The organism is Pseudoalteromonas sp. NZS37 (assembly GCF_015864265.1).
In the GTDB taxonomy this organism is placed as follows: Bacteria; Pseudomonadota; Gammaproteobacteria; order Enterobacterales; family Alteromonadaceae; genus Pseudoalteromonas; species Pseudoalteromonas arctica.
This window is the reverse complement of record NZ_JADYXL010000014.1, coordinates 23,541-41,087: the sequence shown is the minus strand read 5'-3', so window position 1 is coordinate 41,087 and position 17,547 is coordinate 23,541. Positions and strand designations below refer to the sequence as shown.

Sequence of the window (17,547 nt, the reverse complement as noted above, 5' to 3'; positions counted from 1 at the left end):
TCGTCCCATCAAACTAGCTATTCATACCAAAGATTACGCCTAATAAATAACGTACGTAGAGTGTTTAAATAAATCCCCTTACTGTAATCCGCGAAGTAACTATTTAGTTACAAAAATAACAATTCAGGGGAATTATATGACATTAACTAACAAAGGTAGCGCGCGATTATTTAAAAAATCGTCGTTAACAGTTGCGCTAAGCAGCGCGATACTTGCAAGCATTTCATTTCAAGGTGTGGCTGCAGAAGATGACGAAATTACTAAAATAGAACGTGTACAAGTTACAGGCTCTCGCATTCGTTCAGCTGAGGCGATGTCATCAGCGCCTATTCAAGTTGTAGATAGCACAGCAATCGACGCATCTGGTTCATTAAATATTCAAGATTTACTACTAGATAATCCAGCATTTGGTTCACCGGCAATCAGTCGTACTAACTCAAACTTTAGTACAGCGAGTGCAGGTGTTGCGACTGTAGATTTACGTAATTTAGGTTCTAACCGTACATTGGTATTAGTTAACGGTCGTCGTTATGTATCAGGTGTACCAGGTAGCTCTGCTGTCGATTTAAACACTATTCCGAGCCAATTTATTGAACGTGTTGAAATTATGACAGGTGGTGCTTCATCTGTTTATGGCTCTGACGCTGTTGCTGGTGTAGTTAACTTTGTTTTAAAAGATGACTTTGAAGGCGTTGAGTTTGATGGTCAGTACGGTGAATCGAGTGAAGGTGATGATGAGTCACGCCAATTTAACTTTACCTCAGGCTTATCAAGCTCAGATGGTAAAGGACACGCAATGTTTCACCTTGGTTACTCTGATCAAGGCGCTGTTTTCTCACGTGACCGTGATCGCTCAGCGGTAGACCAATTTTCAGGTATTTTCTTCGAAGATGATCCAGTAGCAAATCCAGGTTCTGTATTTGATGCAGTAAGCCCGTTTTTATCTTCATTTCCACCACAAGGTCGTTTTAGCGCTGGAGATGAAACATTTACGTTTAATGATGCAAACAACCTACAAAACTCATTTAGTACTAATGGCGGCGATGGCGTAGCTGCAAATGGTTTTAACCGAAGCGGTGTACGTACAATAGCAATACCTACAGAACGTTACTTATTTGCCTCAAATGGTAGCTACGAGTTAAGCGACAAGCATAGCTTTTTTTATGAAGGCACTTACGCTGCAACAACAACCGTTTCTGAATTAGAGCCATTTCCTTTTGCCTCTGACGACATTTATGCAAATGGCCAGGTACCAATTGAATTTAATGTAAACGGTGAGCTTTTACGTAACGCGTTTGTTCCAGACGATATATATAACGCAGCAACCGATACCGACGGTGATGGCGCACGAGATATCTTCTTTGCAAAACGTTTAAGTGATATCGGTAATCGTGGAGCACGAGCAGAGCGTGATACATTCCGTTTAGCACTTGGTTTTCAAGGTGAAATAGCCGATGGTTGGTTTTACGATACTTACTATGTATACGGTAAAACAAAAGAGCAACAAGTTTCAGGCGGTCTAGTTAATGTACAAAGCTTCCGTCAAGGTTTAGAAGCTGTGATCGATAGCCAAGATTTAGATGGTGATGGTATTACTGATGAGGCTATCTGTATCGATGCGACAGCACGTGGCTTTAATTGTGCACCAGTAGACATTTATGGTTTTAATTCGTTATCGCAAGGTGCTATTGATTTTGTAAGTGCACCTAGTTCGCTTTCAACGTCGGTTGAGCAAGAAATCATTGGTGGTAATATTTCAGGTGATTTATTTGATTTACCAGCAGGTACGGTAGGTATTGCAGCTGGTTTTGAATACCGCGAAGAATTTTCACGCAGTGAATTTGATGCACTACAGCAAGCAGGTCTTAATGCGGGTAATGCAATCCCAGCAACAGAAGGCTCGTTTGATGTAACTGAGTATTATGTAGAAGCAAATATCCCAGTGCTTGATTCTGTAACGATGAATGCAGCAGTTCGTTTATCTGATTATTCAACTGTAGGTAGCACTGAAAGTTGGAATGTGGGTGTTGATTGGGAAGTAATGGATAGCTTACGTTTACGTGCTACTCGTGCTCGTTCAACACGGGCTCCAAATATCGATGAACTATTTTCTCCGCCTTCACAAACTTTCCCAAGTGGCTTAAACGATCCATGTTTAGGTGTTACTAATAGTGGCGGTGGTGCTGCTGGTGATGCTTGTCGAACAGATGGTGGTGTTACAACTAATATCGCTTCAAATGGTGAGTTCACGCTTAACCAGTCTGACTTACAAGGCATTAGTGGCTTTAACCGTGGTAACCAAGATTTAAAAGAAGAAGTTGGTGACTCTGTAACAGTAGGTTTAGTATTTACACCAGAAAACCTAATATCAGGACTAGATATTACGCTTGATTACTTTGATATCGAAATTACAGATGCAATCGTATCAACACCTCGTCAGTTTATTCTTGACCAATGTTATGGCGGCGGCGATACAAGCTTTTGTGACTTTGTAACTCGTCGTAGTGCGCCATCAGGTAATAATAGTGCTGGTTCACTAGAATTTATCGACAGTGGTGTATCTAACAGTGGTGGTTTAGGTACAGAAGGTGTTGATTTAACACTAACGTACTCTGCTGATATTGGTCCTGGTGCGTTTAGAACTCGCCTTGCTTATACTTACCTAATCGATGGTTATAGCATCCCACTTCCAGGCGCTGATAAAGATGAGTTTGCTGGAGAAATTGGTGCATCAGAGCATAAAGCTAACTGGAACTTTGGTTATAAACTTAACGACTTTGATTTTAACTGGAGCTTAACTTACATTGGCGCTGCAGACTTTGATGATCAATTCTTAAGTGGTTTTGGTATTGCTCCAGGTGGAGTAGGGATTGGTTCAGTAACGTATCATGATGTTCAAGCAAGTTACCATATCAGCGATTCAACAGAGCTTTACGCTGGTGCAAGTAACTTATTTGATAAAGAGCCACCACGCATTTTATCGGGTGTGAGCGGTTCAAGTACTGGTACTGAAACTGATGCTGGTACGTACGACCCAATTGGTCAATCATTCTACATAGGTTTTAGAAGTAAATTCTAACCAACAATAACGACACTAATATAGTTACTTAATTAGTTACGTTCACAAAGCCTCAGTATCGCTGGGGCTTTTTTATTGGAAAAAATAATAAGAGCAGTAATGCTTATACATTGTTTATCCCAATATATGAGCATTGTGCCCACTTAAACCAAAAACAACGCCACTGGTAACAGGGGCGTTGTTTAGTATCGAGGGGAGACTAATATAGTAACCGAATCGCTTGATTATTTAACGATTTATCCCTATTTGTGGCCCTCTTCATTGAGGGCTTTTTTTTTGCTGGTTTAGTCTAAGTAAGCCTTTAGCATCCAAACCAATTTTTCTTGCTCTGAGATGTAATCGCTCATTAGTGAGGCTGTACCTTCATCGTCTGCATCACCAGCTTGGCTTAAAATATCACGCTGCATGTGAATTAATGTGCTGTAACCAGCAAGTAGGTTTTCTACGGCTGTAACGCCATCACTAATACCTTTAGCTTCTTTGATTTTACTTACTTCAAGGTAATCAGAAAATGCATGTAGAGGTGCGCCATCTAACGTTAAAATACGTTCTGCAACTTCATCTACTTTTAGAAGTAGTAAGTTATAAATTTCTTCAAACTTAACGTGTAGTTCAAAAAAGTTACGGCCTTTAATATTCCAGTGAAAGCCACGCGCGTTCATGTATTGAATCTGGTAGCTACTCAATAATGTATTGAGTGACTTTATGATGTCTTCGCTTTTTGCGCTGTTTAGACCAATTGCGTTTACATGTGACATAACTTGCTCCTGAATAACCGTTTGTTTGTGAACTTGTGATAAGTATTACTAATTTCGATAAATTAGTAAAATCGTTTAAATGTATCTAATTAATAGTTTTAACCTATTAGCTGTTTTTGATACCTATATTCACTTTAGACTATTAATAGAAGTGGGTCTGATTAATAAAAATACTACCCCTCAAAAGTAAATAAACCTCAAAAGTATATAAATCATGATCTAAAACAAACTTTATTCAAGGTAATAACTTAGCTATTTTTTTATTGATGCAGGTCAAAAATCATCCACCCTAACGGCGCATAATAATGTTGTCGAAATAATTAGGAGAGATAACATGCATGCAAAAACAGCGAAACAAAATAAAGCAGAGTTAATAGTGGTAGGAATTGCAGTCATCGCATTTGTACTTGGGTTAGTAGCGCACTTAGCGGGTGCAAGCTTTGCGAACTCAGATTTTTTTGGCTACATTGCAGCGCCGATTCCGCTTATATTGGCAGTGGTATTTTTAATTAGTTATAAAATAGCAGCCAATGCTGAGGATTAATCTTTCTCGTTTAAGCACTTTAAAATGTAATCGAGTACTTGGCGCGAGTAAATCATACTGGTATGGCTTAAATGAAACACTTTATGTTCGGCCATACCTTTAAGCTTGGTTTCATCAAGCAATACAGTGCCATCTGATTTACTACCTTTAACTATAAGGGGCATTAAACCAATGGGTAAGTCACCTGCAATGCTGTAGAGCTTAGCTTTAAATGGCCAATTACCGTTCTGTGTAAGCAAAAATTCAACACTATTTTTTAAAAAAGATTCAAAGCCTTTTTGTTTCATTTTTTGCGCTATATGGCTGCCTTTATGTGGAGTACCCAGTGTAATTACCTTAGTTACATGCTGGCTAGCAGGAGAGTTTGCCTCTAGGTAAGCACGTGCAATAAGCCCTCCCATTGAGTGGCATACAAGCGCTGCAGGTTCGTTAGAAATACACTCATCAATTTGTGCAAATATGGTGTCGCGGTGAGGGTCGAGCGTATTATAGGTAATGTTTAATACCGTCATACCCGATTCTTCAAGTCGTGAACAAAGTGGGCGCATAACAAAGCCAGACATATACAAGCCATGTAAAACAATAACGTGTTTAACTTTCATATGCTCCCTAATACCAATTTTATTAAAAACATGATCATTCTAGCGTATTAAATAATCCGCTACCTGCGTTAAAAATTATTTATATAGAACAACTATATGTCATAATTTTTGCCTTGTTATCGACTTATTTATTTGTCGCTATAATAGATAATTAATTTAATGCAATTGGTATAACTACCGTAATTACATTAATTGCAGCGGTTTTATTTCAATATTGGTTGTATCGGTATTTACCCATACTTCACCATCTTGAATGGTAATGGCGAGCTTAATTCCACGATCAACCAAAGCAGCAAGTGCTTGTGTTGCTGCATAATCAAGGCTAAAAATACTTAGATTTTTAAATTCATACAATTTAGGTTGGTGTTTTTGCCACCAAATTGCTTGATTGTTTTCACCATAAGTATATAGCACCACTTTTTTAGATTTATTACAGGCTTTTTTAAGGCGTTTTTCATCTGGTAAGCCAAGCTCAACCCACAGCTCTATCTCTTCACTATAGCTTACATGCCACAGTTCAGGCTCATCATCAGCGCTTAATCCTTTAGTAAATTCTAAACCATCACAGCTATTTAGCGCAAAAGCGAGTAAGCGAATCATCAACCGCTGATCGGTCTCTGATGGGTGTTGAGCCAAGGTTAAATTAAAATCTTGATAAACGTGGCGGTCCATATCGCTAAGCGATAACTGCACTTTCATAATGGTGGATTTAAGAGCCATAACAACTAATCTGAAAAAATTTGCGTCAGTATAGCGCAATTAAATGAATTGCCAGTTAAAATAGCGGTTAATTATACGTTAGGAGTTAAAAATGGCTATCCAGTGGTTCCCTGGGCATATGAATAAAGCCCGCAATGAAATTAAAGAAATAATGCCACAAATGGATGTGATCATTGAAGTGCTTGATGCGCGCATTCCCTACAGTAGTGAAAACCCGATGGTGGCAACCTTGCGTGAAGGTAAGCCGGTCATCAAAATTTTGAACAAAGCTGATTTAGCTGATCCTAAAATGACTCAAATCTGGAAAGATTATTTTGAGCAAGAAAACGGTGTTAAAGCGATTTCTTTTGGACATGATAAAGCAGCTGAAGTAAGTCGTATAAATGAGCTTTGTAAAAAGTTAGTGCCGCATAAAGTGGGTGCAGATAAGCAAATTAAAGCCATGATAATGGGTATTCCTAACGTGGGTAAATCTACGTTAATTAATGTACTGGCTGGACGCATAGTTGCAAAAACAGGTAATGAACCTGCGGTAACCAAAGCACAACAACGCATTAAGCTTGAAGACGGTATTATGCTTTACGATACGCCAGGTATGTTGTGGCCAAAAGTAGAGAATGAAAACTCAGGTTATCGCTTAGGCGCTACCGGTGCCATTCGTGATACGGCGCTTGAGTATGAAGAAGTAGCAAGTTATACAGCTGAGTACTTATTGCGTGCATACCCTGAGCTTTTAAAAGCGCGTTATAAAATAGACGAATTACCAGAAAGTGATTGGGAATTTGTTGAAATGGCAGGTAAAAAACGCGGCTGTATTCGTGGTGGTAATCAAATAGACACATATAAAATGTCTGAAATACTAATCAACGAATTACGCGACGGTATTATTGGCCGTATTACTATGGAAACTCCGCAAATGCGTGAGGAAGAAGAAGTAATGGTTGCTGGTTTACGTGCCGCTGCAGAAGCTAAAAAAGCAGCTAAAGAAGAAGAAAAGCTTCAACGCCGGGCAAGAGCTCGTAAAAACCGTCGTTAATATTTAACCAGAGTTCAGGTTATTTAATTAAAGTGATTTAGTTTTACTAAATTACAGACATAAAAAAAGCCCGTAAGGGCTTTTTTAGTTTCATATCTACCGTCACCGATATGAGCAATGTAGCAAGTAAAATAGTAGGGCGGTTACTCATCATCAACATCAAGGGGCGTTGCGGTTCATAACAAGTAACCATAGCTGTTTACGTGCGCCACACGTTGTTTCAGGGTCGAGAAACAAATCAATTCATTCCTTAACAAGTGGTATGCAATCCGTCTTGTTGATATTGATTATCAGTTAGATCTAACTATCTGTCAACACCTAAATGCAAATAATTCTTATTATTGTGGCGCTTGTTTTTTATTCATATATAAATCGGCTAGTTAGCACTGCCATTTCATAAAAATGCTTATCTTGGTTAAACAATTAAGAATAGATGTTTAATGCTTATTGAATAATTTGATATGAATTTTTATTATAAAAGTATTAATCTTTCGAAGTTAAAATAAATTCAAGCTAGGAATGATTTTATCGCCTTCCAAGACAGCGACTGCTTTGATATCAAATAAAATAGTCTCTTATAAAATCTTAACCCCCAAAGATCAATAGCCTTTAATTAGTGGCTAAAAATATTCGTACTTAATTGGATATTTTAAGCCACTAACGCACTTTATTTGCTGTTATACGTAAATTAATCTGCTCCACTAGTACTTTATCCTGCTTGTTTAGACGCCCTACAATAAGCAAGAAATCACTACCGTCAGTTTTTATTACTTTAATGCTTGTGTTATCAAGTTTGGTTTTACCGTAGGTGGTTTCTATTTTTTCTATGTCTTTAAAGTGACTAAGATCCGATTCAAGCCTGCCGTCATCGTTTTTGTAGTAACTAAAAATATAGTTCTCGGTTATTCCGTTACCGTCTTCTCGGTAATCAAATACTGCATCGCTATAAAAATAAAGTATTTCTTCGTTTTCAGGTGTTAGGCGATTACGTTTTAAAAAGTGTACTTGGTAAGACCATAAACTATCGCCTTTTATAATTGCGGCATTGGGTAAAATATTTACTTCTTGAAGTACGCCTAAAAATAATAGAGGTGCAAACGCAAGCGAGATTAAATACTGTCTAATTCGCCAGTACGAGTTGTAATGTAGGGCTTCTTTACTTGTATCGGTTTGTTCAATGTAACTAACTAGAGGCAACCATAAAAATGGCATTATACAAATCACTATGGTTGCGTATTCGTCCATACGATAAGCAAAGACGCTGGCAAGTACCATTAGCCAGAGTGTTAAGGCAGTCCAGTTAGGCATTACTCTATTTTTGTTTAACTGTTGTTGGCTGTGCTCTGCAAGTGCGAGATACAAAGGGTAATACCATAAAAACGCAAATATACCTCGAGCAATAGGCATAATACTTGAGTTATCGCGCTCTTTAATGGCTTTAAAGTTACGATAACTCCAATAATTAACAAATATGCCTAAACTTAAAATACTGTAAATAATAAACTTACTTACAGATACTGCATAAAATGGACTATCTTCAAATTTCACTTTTTTTGCTGACTCTAATCGCCAATCGGCAAAAAAGAATATGAGTACTAAAATATAGCCAGCCAACACATATTTAAGCCAGCTATAACCAAAGCTATCTAGCACATCAGCTGTTGTTTGAGGTGTTTCGGTCGTTTCCGCGTATTTTAGAATAGGGTAATGGGTTGCTGATATTAACTTTTTACGCTGCGCTAAATAATCATCTATTTGAGCGGCTTTAATATGATCTTGTTTTGCGTAATAGTCATAACTCAGTGTTAAAACGTTATCATTAAATTCAGTAGTTGTTTTTAGATTGAAGTAGTCGTTATCAATTTCTTGTTGATCGCTATCAAATCCCCAACCTTTTTCTGCAAAATGTAGTTTTATTGTGGTGTTAATTATATTGGGGTAGCCAAAGTAGAGTGGGTCGGTGCGATTTACCTGCTTTGGTTCGTAAACGCTATTTTGTATTTCATTCGCGTAAAAACTAGCTTCGTAGCCTTCGTCTGTTTTTTCCCAAAATTCACTAATTAAATACGATTCTTTGGTTATTAGTTTACCCTTTTGTTCTTGTTCACTAATAGTCATTGCTTCATTGATTGATAGACCATTTAAAAAGCCTTGGTAATACTCGAAGTAAGATTTAGCAACGCTATTTAGACCACTGCTGGCTATATTGCTTCTTCGGTTAATAGCTTCAAATTCAGCATAAGTGTACTGGGTTTCAAAACGTGATGGCTCAGATACTTTTTCAGCAATAAAAAAGTTATCTTCTACAGATACATTTGTATGTACAGGTTTTTTCGCCATTGAAGTTAAAGTGGTTTCACCTTTATCAATAATTAGGGCATAGCCATAATCAGGCTGTGCTAAATATTCGAGAGTACCTCGTTGGTAGCTAACCGTAGGATCGAGCCAGTAGCGTTTTCCGTTTTGTTTAAGCGTAACAATTACGTGATTAAATACACTTGCAGAAGGTGGAAGTTCTTTTAAACGTTTGGTTTCCTCTGTATCAACTAGCGCAGGGAAGGCCTCTATATCCATCGCTTTTAATAACGAGATAAGCAGTACTGTTTTATCTTTGCAATCGCCATATCGTAGCGAAAGCGTTTCTGAAGCTGACGTTGGTTGATGCGAGTTAGTGCCCATTTCAAGCCCTAAATATCGAACTTCGTCTTGGCTAAAGCGCAGTGCTGCTGCAATTTTGTCTGATGTTTTTGTGTGTTTTGCTTTTATTTCTTCAGCTACATCCAAAATGCTGTTTGGGGTTTCTATGGCTGATTGATAAAGTGGATATGCCCAGTTAACTACCTGACCCCAATCGTCAAACTCAGAAAAGTAAACTTGTGTATATGGGTCGTACCACGTTGGGGTTTGAGAATTTTGCTCGAGTAAGGGTTCTTCAAAAAGAGTTATAGAATAATCTTTGCCATATTTGTTAAGCGTTTCTTGAATATCTGCTGTGCCGTTTATTGTATTAATATGTAAAGGCGTTTGTTTACCCCAAAGTACACGCATATTTTGTTGCACTACGGGTACCGACCAGTTTAGCGTGCGTCTTGTACTAAATTTATTAGCATATATAGGGTTGCTACCTGCCACTGTGTAGCTGTAATCAAGTATGTCGCCACTGCGCATATCATCAATAATAATGTTGAGTGATAAGCTACCATTATAAATACGATCAGCTAACTCAGATTCACCTTGTATAACCGTCATTCTCGCGCTGCCAAGCTTATCAATACGCTCATTATTTCTAATAATCGTTAAGCTGTTTAGTGTTAGCGACTCATAACTTGGATCAAAATCAAGATTAAGCTGGCTTATATAATCAACACCACTTTGATTTAAAGCTTTCATAACCAAACGCGTATAGCGTTGCTGTTTTTGTCTGCTCGGTATATAGGATTGGTTATCGAGTAACAAATAAAGTGTGCCGTCACGTACCTTGGTTATGTCGGAATGCTTGGGTTGCTCAATAATATGTGTATTAACCCAATTAGCTGGTTTATCTATTTTATATTGCTGCGCAAAAATATTATGAGAGAAAATTAATAAGGTAAGTGCAATTAGCCAAGAGCTGAGTCGAAGGAAGTTCCATTTCATTGTAGGGTCTTATAGTTGTTTTTATAAATACTATTGAAGGAATAATGTACCAAATTCAGGCTTTTTTGACAATGTGATGTTAACAAATTCATTGTTGAGCAGTTAATTAATAGTATATAAATAAACTGCTATGGTAAGTGCGAAACGCTTAACCCCCCTCAAATGTTCCTAAAATGATTTTTTAGTTGTATTGCTAAATCATAATTAGCTAAGCCTACTTTATTGTGGGCTTTATTAGAGCTGCAAAAATCCTATCTATTTATTCGTACGGTAATCATTCAAACCTTTAAAAGTGTTTATAAATCAAAATATAACAGTAACTGTTTTTGCTCTTTTTGTTCATGAACTTTATGAGCAAAAAGCATATAACGATCATCAATGCACCTTACCTTCTAAATATTTAGTTAATTTCACGTTAACAATAAGCTGCGAGTTAGATAGCAGTTTGTCGTCGCTTATCTACCTGACAATAAATACATACACAAGCGTGGAGAAAATAATGAAAGCAAGTAACACACAACTCGCTTTGGCAGTTGCTGCAGCATTAGCAAGTACATCCGTTTTAGCCGATAACGATACGCAAAAACTACAAGAGCAATTAGATGCGTTACAAAAAGAAGTAAGTGCATTAAAAACAACCAGTGGTTTTAATTTAGAGTTTGGTGGACGGGTTCAGCTCGACTACAACTATTTTGATGGTGCTTACAATGCTGATAACGAGGGCTCTGGCGGGAGCAATTTTTTCCCTCGTCGTATTCGTACTTACGTTGAAAGTGAGCACGGAAATTGGGATCACAAGTTGTTACTCGAGTTTGCCGAAGGCACTGCTGAAATAGTGATGGCGCGTGTTCGTTATGCGTTTGATAACGGACTTAAAGTTAAAGCAGGTAAAATTCGCGAAGATATATCGCTAAATGCATTAACCAGTTCAAAGCACATTAATACAATTGAGCGTAGTTCGCTTGCCAATACTTTCTCCCCATTTTTTCGTTGGGGCGCTTCTGCCTATCAATATTTTAAAGACTCTGGCTTTCGTTACGCGATAGGCGTTTATAAAAATGATGCATTTGGTGCAACAGGTAGCGATGAAAACGATAAGCTTACTCTTGCTATTACTGGGCGTGCTACATGGTCGAGTACATCACCTGGCGATGTAATTCATTTAGGCGTGTGGCATTCATATCGCGATATGGGTGGCAATGAATTAGGCGCACGTTTTGCGCGTGGTGAAGTGCGCGAGACTAATACTCGCCTTGTTGATTATGCTGCTGGTGGTGTAACAAGCCCACTTGATAGTTTATCGCAAACCGGTCTTGAGTTTGCTTATCAGGCGGATTCTTTAACACTTGAGGCTGAATATGCAAGCCGCTCACTTGATGCCGCTAATAGTGCTGATTTTTTAGATGGCGAGCGCTTTGATGGTTTTCATGTATCGGCAAGTTACTTTTTAGGTAGAGAACAGCGCCAATACAAAGCGAGCTCTGCATTATTTGTACAACCTAAAAATATTAAAGATGCATGGGAGTTGGTGGCACGTGTTTCAGAAGTAGATGCTACAAGTAGCTTACAAGGCACAAAAGCGACAACTTATACATTAGGTACATCTTATTACGTAAGTAGTGATATTAAGTTTATGGGTAATCTAATTTACAGCGATGTAGAAGGTGCCGGTACTACTGCGCTGGTTGGCGACGAAGACTCTGGTATGGGCTTTAGTGCACGTATGCAGTATTTATTTTAAAGGGACACACAATGAAATTATTTAAATCATTACAAACGACCATATTTGCAGCATCGTTAGTACTTAGTAGCCCAATGGCAATGGCCGACACTCACTTTTTAATCCCTGGCGGACCTGGTGGTGGTTGGGATACAACAGCCCGTGGTATAGGCGAAGGGTTAGTTAAGTCGGGCATTGAAAATAATGCATCTTTTCAAAATATGTCTGGTGGTGGAGGCGGTCGTGCTATTGCGTATTTAATTGAGTCGGGCACTAAAAAGGGCGATATTTTAATGGTTAACTCAACGCCTATCGTATTGCGCGCGTTAAGTGGCCGAATTCCTTATAGCTATCGCGATTTAACACCTGTAGCCAGTATGATTGCAGATTATGGCGCGTTTGTAGTGCGTAACGATTCTCCATTTAAAACTTGGGAGGATGTTATTAAATCAATAAAAGAAGATCCAAGTTCGGTAAAAGTAGCGGGCGGTTCTGCTCGCGGCAGTATGGATCACTTAGTGGCGGCTCAAGCAGTTAAAGCTGCGGGTATAGATGGTCGACGCCTACGTTATATTCCTTACGATGCAGGCGGTAAAGCTAAGGCTGGGTTGCTTTCAGGCGAAGTGAATTTACTTTCTACTGGCTTAAGTGAAGCGCTTGAAGTAGCTAACGGTGGTCAAGCACGTATTTTAGCGGTTACATCGGGTGAGCCCTTACCTGATTACCCAAAAATACCAACACTTAAGTCACTAGGTTACGATATGGAATTTGTTAATTGGCGTGGTCTTTTTGCTGCGCCTAATTTACCCGCTGAAAAGTTAGCACAGTACACAAAAAAACTACGTGAGTTGCAAAGTACACCTGAGTGGGAAGCTGTACGAGCTCGTAACGGTTGGCTAAATCTTTTTCAAGAAAAAGATGAGTTTATTAAGTCACTAGAAGCACAAGAAGTGCAGCTTAGAGCTGTAATGGAAGAGCTTGGCTTTATCCGCACATTGCCGTAATCGAGGTTTTAAAATGACGAATCGAGAATTAATAGGGCCAAGTTTATTCTTGGCGCTATTTACTTTATACGCTGTGGTTGCATGGCAAATTCCGCTACTACCGTTTGAAGAATACGAAACGGTTACCTCAGCGACACTTCCTAAAGTATATGCCGGGTTTGGTATTGTGGTGTGCTTACTTTCTATTGGTTCAACATTGCTTAAACCAAGAGAGAAAACTAATACTGATGATGTTCTTGAAAAGTCACACGTACTGCGCACCTTTGGTTTATTAATATTAATGGTAATTTATAGCGCGGCACTGGAGCCAATTGGTTTTTTAATTTCTACTAGTGCGTTTTTGCTTGCGGGCTTTTTTGTGATGGGCGAAAGACGTAAGGGAATTTTGCTATTTGCATCGATACCGGTTGCGGTGGTTTTTTGGTTTTTGATGACTCAAGTATTAGGTATTTACTTGGTTCCGGGCGATTTGTGGAGTTAAGTTATGTTTGATGGAATTATGCTTGGTTTGTCGACCGTGCTCGACTTTAATAATTTAATGTACGTTATAGCTGGCTGCTTGGTAGGTACTTTTATAGGTATGTTACCAGGATTGGGGCCAATTACCGCAATTGCCTTGATGATCCCAATTACTTACAGCATTGGCGCCGATTCGGGCATGATTTTAATGGCGGGTGTTTATTACGGCGCTATTTTTGGTGGCTCTACGTCATCTATTTTAATTAATGCGCCTGGCGTGGCGGGTACGGTAGCTTCCTCCTTTGATGGCTACCCGCTTGCTAAACAAGGGCACGCAGGTAAAGCATTGGCAATTGCTGCTTATTCCTCCTTTATAGGCGGAACGATTGGCGCCATATTATTAATGGTAGCTGCACCTTTATTAGCAAAAGTGTCATTGAGTTTTCAATCCCCTGATTATGTTGTGTTGATGTTTTTAGGCTTAACAGCTATTGCAGCATTTTCAAATAAAGGGCAATTTTTAAAAGCAATGATGATGACTGTGTTTGGCTTGATGCTAGCAACGGTTGGTATTGATCCATCATCAGGGACTGACCGATTTACCTTTGGGCAACCTGATTTACTCGACGGAATAAGCTTTTTACTGGTTGCTATGGCAACGTTTGCATTAGCCGAGGCGCTTGTAAATGTTGTAAAACCAGAGAAAAAAGATGCTAAAAACATTAATGACTCAGACACACCGCAAATAGGTTCAACCAAGTTAAGTAAAGCCGAGATTAAAGAGATAGCACCAGTGATTGGTCGCTCGTCTATTTTAGGTTTTATAGTGGGGGTGTTACCGGGTGCTGGTGCAACTATTGCAAGCTTTATGGCTTATGCAACAGAGCGAAATTTAGCGCCAAAAGGTTTGAAAGAAAAGTTTGGTAAAGGCTCATTACGTGGTTTAGCTGCGCCAGAGTCGGCAAATAATGCGGCGTGTACAGGATCGTTTGTTCCACTGTTAACGCTTGGTATTCCGGGCTCAGGTACTACGGCAATTATGCTAGGTGCTTTGATTGCTTACGGCATTCAACCAGGTCCAATGCTTATGCAAGAAAACCCAAGTGTATTTTGGGCGGTTATTGTAAGTATGTACTTTGGTAATATTGTACTGCTTATTTTAAATTTGCCGCTTATTCCTTACTTTGCAAAAGTATTAGCAATGCCTAAGTCGGTACTCACCGTGATGATATTGTTCTTTAGCTTAATTGGTGTTTACTTAGTGTCCTTCAATACCTTCGACTTATTTATGATGGTAGGATTTGCGGTGGTTGCGCTAGTATTGCGATTACTGTCATTTCCTATGGCACCATTATTATTAGGTTTTATATTAGGAGATATGATTGAGCGAAACTTCCGTCGTTCAATGATGATTTCTGATGGCTCATTAAGCTTTTTATGGGATCGTCCGCTAACATTGAGCATATTTGTAATTTCAATTTTAGTGCTGTTGTTTCCGTTAAAAGATTATTTAATGCAACGCCGTGCAGACAAAGTAAATGCATAATTGAGAATGAAATGAAAAACACCAACAAGCTAAATCCATTGCAAAACATGGCCATAAAACCTAAGCGATTAGAAACACGATTAATTATTTGGGTAACAGGATTGTGTGTATTGCAGGCTTTATTATTTGGCGCGTTGGTGTATCAACTTACAGCGCAAAGCTTACATAACCATATTGGTGATAAAGCATTAGCTGTAGCAAGCAGTATTGCCACACGTGCTGATGTAATTAATGCACTGAAAATACCTAGTGACTTAACCGCTATTAACATGCAAATTGAAGATTTACGACAGCTTGTAGGTGCTGATTTTATTGTTGTTGGCGATGAAAATGCGCTTCGTATTGTGCATCCAGATGAAGATAAAATTGGCAAAAAAATGGTCGGAGGCGATAGCCAAGCTGCATTAAAAGGTGAACGCTATATTTCGGTGGCCCATGGTAGCTTAGGTGAATCAATTCGTGGCAAAGTGCCGGTGTACGCAGGTAATAATGAAATAGTAGGCGTTGTATCGGTTGGTTTTTTAGTACAATCAATCGATCCGCTTATTCTCTCTCGCAGTAGTGAAATTTTAATATGGGGCTTAATACTTGTAGGTTTAAGTATACTGGCGGCTATTTATATTGGACAGCGTGTCAGAAATGCTATTTTTGGCCTGCAGCCAGATGAAATTGCACGTTTGTTTTCAGAACAAGATGCAATTTTAAATACGGTACGCAGCGGTATTATTGCACTCGACCCGGACGGAAAAGTACGAAAACTCAATCAACGCGCCTGCGAAATATTAGATAAACCAACTTCAATTATTAATCAGAACCTCAGCTTAAACGATTTATTACCTGAACATGCAGAATTTTTATTGCGTAATCAGCGACGTAAAATAGTGGGTTTTGAATTATTTGCCGCCGATAAACGCCTTATATTATCGAGATTTTCTTTGCAAGTGCAAGGGCAGGCGGATGGTATTTTACTGAGTATGCGCCCCTCTGATGAACTTGAGTATTTAAGCCAACAACTTACTAAAGTTCAGGCTTTTGCAGAGCTTTTAAGGGTACAAACTCATGACTATTCTAATAAGCTCAACTTAATTGGTGCGTTAGTGCAAATGGGCAAAAACGAACAAGCTATAGAAATAATAGGGCAAGAAAGCCAGGGCTCTCAGGCACAAATTCATAACTTGTTAGAGCGCATACAAGACCCTGTGCTTGCTGGTTTGTTGGTGGGTAAATATCATAAAGCAAGAGAATTAAATGTTGCGCTTGAGCTTAACCCCGACAGCCTACTTGGTGTTATTGCACGTAAAGATATGCTCGAGCGAGTTGTATCTATTTTAGGTAACCTTATAGATAATGCGATTGAGGCTGCTATTAGGTCATCGAACTCTCGCTCTGCAAAAGTACGGGTAACCGTTGATGAAACCAGCCAAACTCTCTTATTTGATGTAGAAGATACAGGCTTTGGGTTAGGTTCTGACCATGATGTTATTTTTACCCCTCAGTACAGCTCTAAATCAGGAGCAGAGCATGGTATTGGTTTATATTTAGTAAAAACAAATTTAGACTCATGCGGTGGCACGTTAGAAATTGGTGAGTCAGACCTACTTGGTGCAAGACTAAGTGTTTACATTCCAAAATAATAAGAGCATTAAACATGACGTATTCAGTAGTAATAATTGAAGACGAAGTAGAGGTAGCACAGCTATTAGCGCAGTACTTGTTATTACCAAATGGTGTCGCAGGTAGTCAAACGCCAAAGCAAAGTTTAAGGCAAGCACAGTATCAGGTAGTGGGCATTGCAGGTAATTTAAGCACGGCAACAGCCTTACTGCATGCAATTGAACCCGATTTGATTTTACTCGATATACATTTACCTGATGGTAACGGACTTGATTTATTGACCGACTTACGACGTCGAACGATTAAAAGTGAGGTTATGCTGCTCACTGCTGCAAAAGAGGTCGAAACCCTTGAAAAAGCAATGCAGTTAGGTGCATGCGACTTTTTAGTAAAACCATTAATGTTAAACCGACTTGATCAAGCACTCGCACGTTTTGAATCACGTCAGCAATGTTTTTCTGATGCAAGTGAAGTAACGCAGTCAATGGTTGATACGTTATTTGGTTCAAAGCAGCAAACCAACACGTCTGTTCGTTTACCAAAAGGGGTCGATCAACTTACCCTGCAAAAAATACATGATGCTTTTGTAGAGCACGCAACCACTGCATTTACCGCTCAGCAAATGGGCGATTTGGTTGGTGTTAGTCGCTCTACAGCACGCCGTTACTTGGAGTATTTGCTTGAATCAGGTAAGTTAACAGCGGATCAAAGTTATGGCAGTATTGGCCGCCCTGAACGTTGCTATAAAATAGCGAAGTAACTTTTTGTACCTAAGGCTTAAATATTAAATTTCATTTATTTCAATGCCTTACGTTTTTTTTGTTATGTT

13 protein-coding genes are annotated in these 17,547 nt (G+C 38.9%); 9 read left to right on the top strand and 4 right to left on the bottom strand.

Annotated features, from left to right (window positions below):
- Window positions 1-136: 136 nt before the first annotated feature.
- On the top strand, window positions 137-3,079 hold the full coding sequence (locus I6F47_RS18870) for a TonB-dependent receptor domain-containing protein (protein ID WP_007579812.1): 2,943 nt from the start codon (window positions 137-139) through the stop codon (window positions 3,077-3,079).
- A gap of 284 nt (window positions 3,080-3,363) precedes the next feature.
- Here I6F47_RS18870 and I6F47_RS18865 read toward each other — a convergent pair whose 3' ends face one another.
- Window positions 3,364-3,837 carry a Dps family protein gene (locus I6F47_RS18865; RefSeq protein WP_004334993.1) on the bottom strand — a complete coding sequence of 158 codons (474 nt, stop codon included), beginning with the start codon at window positions 3,835-3,837 and terminating at the stop codon, window positions 3,364-3,366.
- Window positions 3,838-4,171: 334 nt separating this feature from the next.
- On the opposite strand from I6F47_RS18865, the gene I6F47_RS18860 reads away from it, so the two are divergent.
- Window positions 4,172-4,381, top strand: a complete 210-nt coding sequence (locus I6F47_RS18860) for a hypothetical protein (RefSeq protein ID WP_007579816.1) — start codon at window positions 4,172-4,174, stop codon at window positions 4,379-4,381.
- On the opposite strand, the gene I6F47_RS18855 is transcribed toward I6F47_RS18860, so the two are convergent.
- Entirely contained in the window at window positions 4,378-4,983 is a 606-nt protein-coding gene (locus I6F47_RS18855) for an alpha/beta fold hydrolase (RefSeq protein ID WP_197184363.1), read from the bottom strand. The genes I6F47_RS18860 and I6F47_RS18855 overlap by 4 nt on opposite strands.
- A gap of 183 nt (window positions 4,984-5,166) precedes the next feature.
- Complete coding sequence (locus I6F47_RS18850; RefSeq protein WP_024593828.1) at window positions 5,167-5,703, bottom strand: YaeQ family protein; 537 nt, start codon at window positions 5,701-5,703, stop codon at window positions 5,167-5,169.
- Window positions 5,704-5,794: 91 nt separating this feature from the next.
- Between I6F47_RS18850 and ylqF the strand changes: the two genes are divergently transcribed.
- The gene (ylqF, locus tag I6F47_RS18845; protein WP_024589485.1) at window positions 5,795-6,739 is read left to right on the top strand and encodes a ribosome biogenesis GTPase YlqF; all 945 of its coding nucleotides are present in this window, start codon (window positions 5,795-5,797) and stop codon (window positions 6,737-6,739) included.
- A 657-nt stretch (window positions 6,740-7,396) separates the two neighbouring features.
- On the opposite strand, the gene I6F47_RS18840 is transcribed toward ylqF, so the two are convergent.
- The gene (locus I6F47_RS18840) at window positions 7,397-10,375 is read right to left on the bottom strand and encodes a DUF3857 domain-containing transglutaminase family protein (RefSeq protein ID WP_197184362.1); all 2,979 of its coding nucleotides are present in this window, start codon (window positions 10,373-10,375) and stop codon (window positions 7,397-7,399) included.
- Between the two features lie 499 nt (window positions 10,376-10,874).
- Between I6F47_RS18840 and I6F47_RS18835 the strand changes: the two genes are divergently transcribed.
- Genes I6F47_RS18835 through I6F47_RS18810 form a run of 6 tightly spaced genes read left to right on the top strand, consistent with a single transcriptional unit; the run spans window position 10,875 to window position 17,478 of the window.
- On the top strand, window positions 10,875-12,116 hold the full coding sequence (locus I6F47_RS18835) for an OprO/OprP family phosphate-selective porin (protein ID WP_197184361.1): 1,242 nt from the start codon (window positions 10,875-10,877) through the stop codon (window positions 12,114-12,116).
- 11 nt (window positions 12,117-12,127) lie between these two features.
- Complete coding sequence (locus I6F47_RS18830) at window positions 12,128-13,099, top strand: Bug family tripartite tricarboxylate transporter substrate binding protein (protein ID WP_024589481.1); 972 nt, start codon at window positions 12,128-12,130, stop codon at window positions 13,097-13,099.
- A 13-nt stretch (window positions 13,100-13,112) separates the two neighbouring features.
- A complete protein-coding gene (locus tag I6F47_RS18825; protein WP_008136528.1) occupies window positions 13,113-13,580 on the top strand; it encodes a tripartite tricarboxylate transporter TctB family protein in 468 nt (155 codons plus the stop codon).
- Between the two features lie 3 nt (window positions 13,581-13,583).
- Window positions 13,584-15,104, top strand: coding sequence for a tripartite tricarboxylate transporter permease (locus I6F47_RS18820; RefSeq protein WP_008136529.1), 1,521 nt, complete (start codon window positions 13,584-13,586; stop codon window positions 15,102-15,104).
- Window positions 15,105-15,115: 11 nt separating this feature from the next.
- Window positions 15,116-16,738, top strand: a complete 1,623-nt coding sequence (locus I6F47_RS18815; protein WP_165722831.1) for an ATP-binding protein — start codon at window positions 15,116-15,118, stop codon at window positions 16,736-16,738.
- Between the two features lie 14 nt (window positions 16,739-16,752).
- Entirely contained in the window at window positions 16,753-17,478 is a 726-nt protein-coding gene (locus tag I6F47_RS18810; RefSeq protein WP_024589479.1) for a response regulator, read from the top strand.
- Window positions 17,479-17,547: the final 69 nt, after the last annotated feature.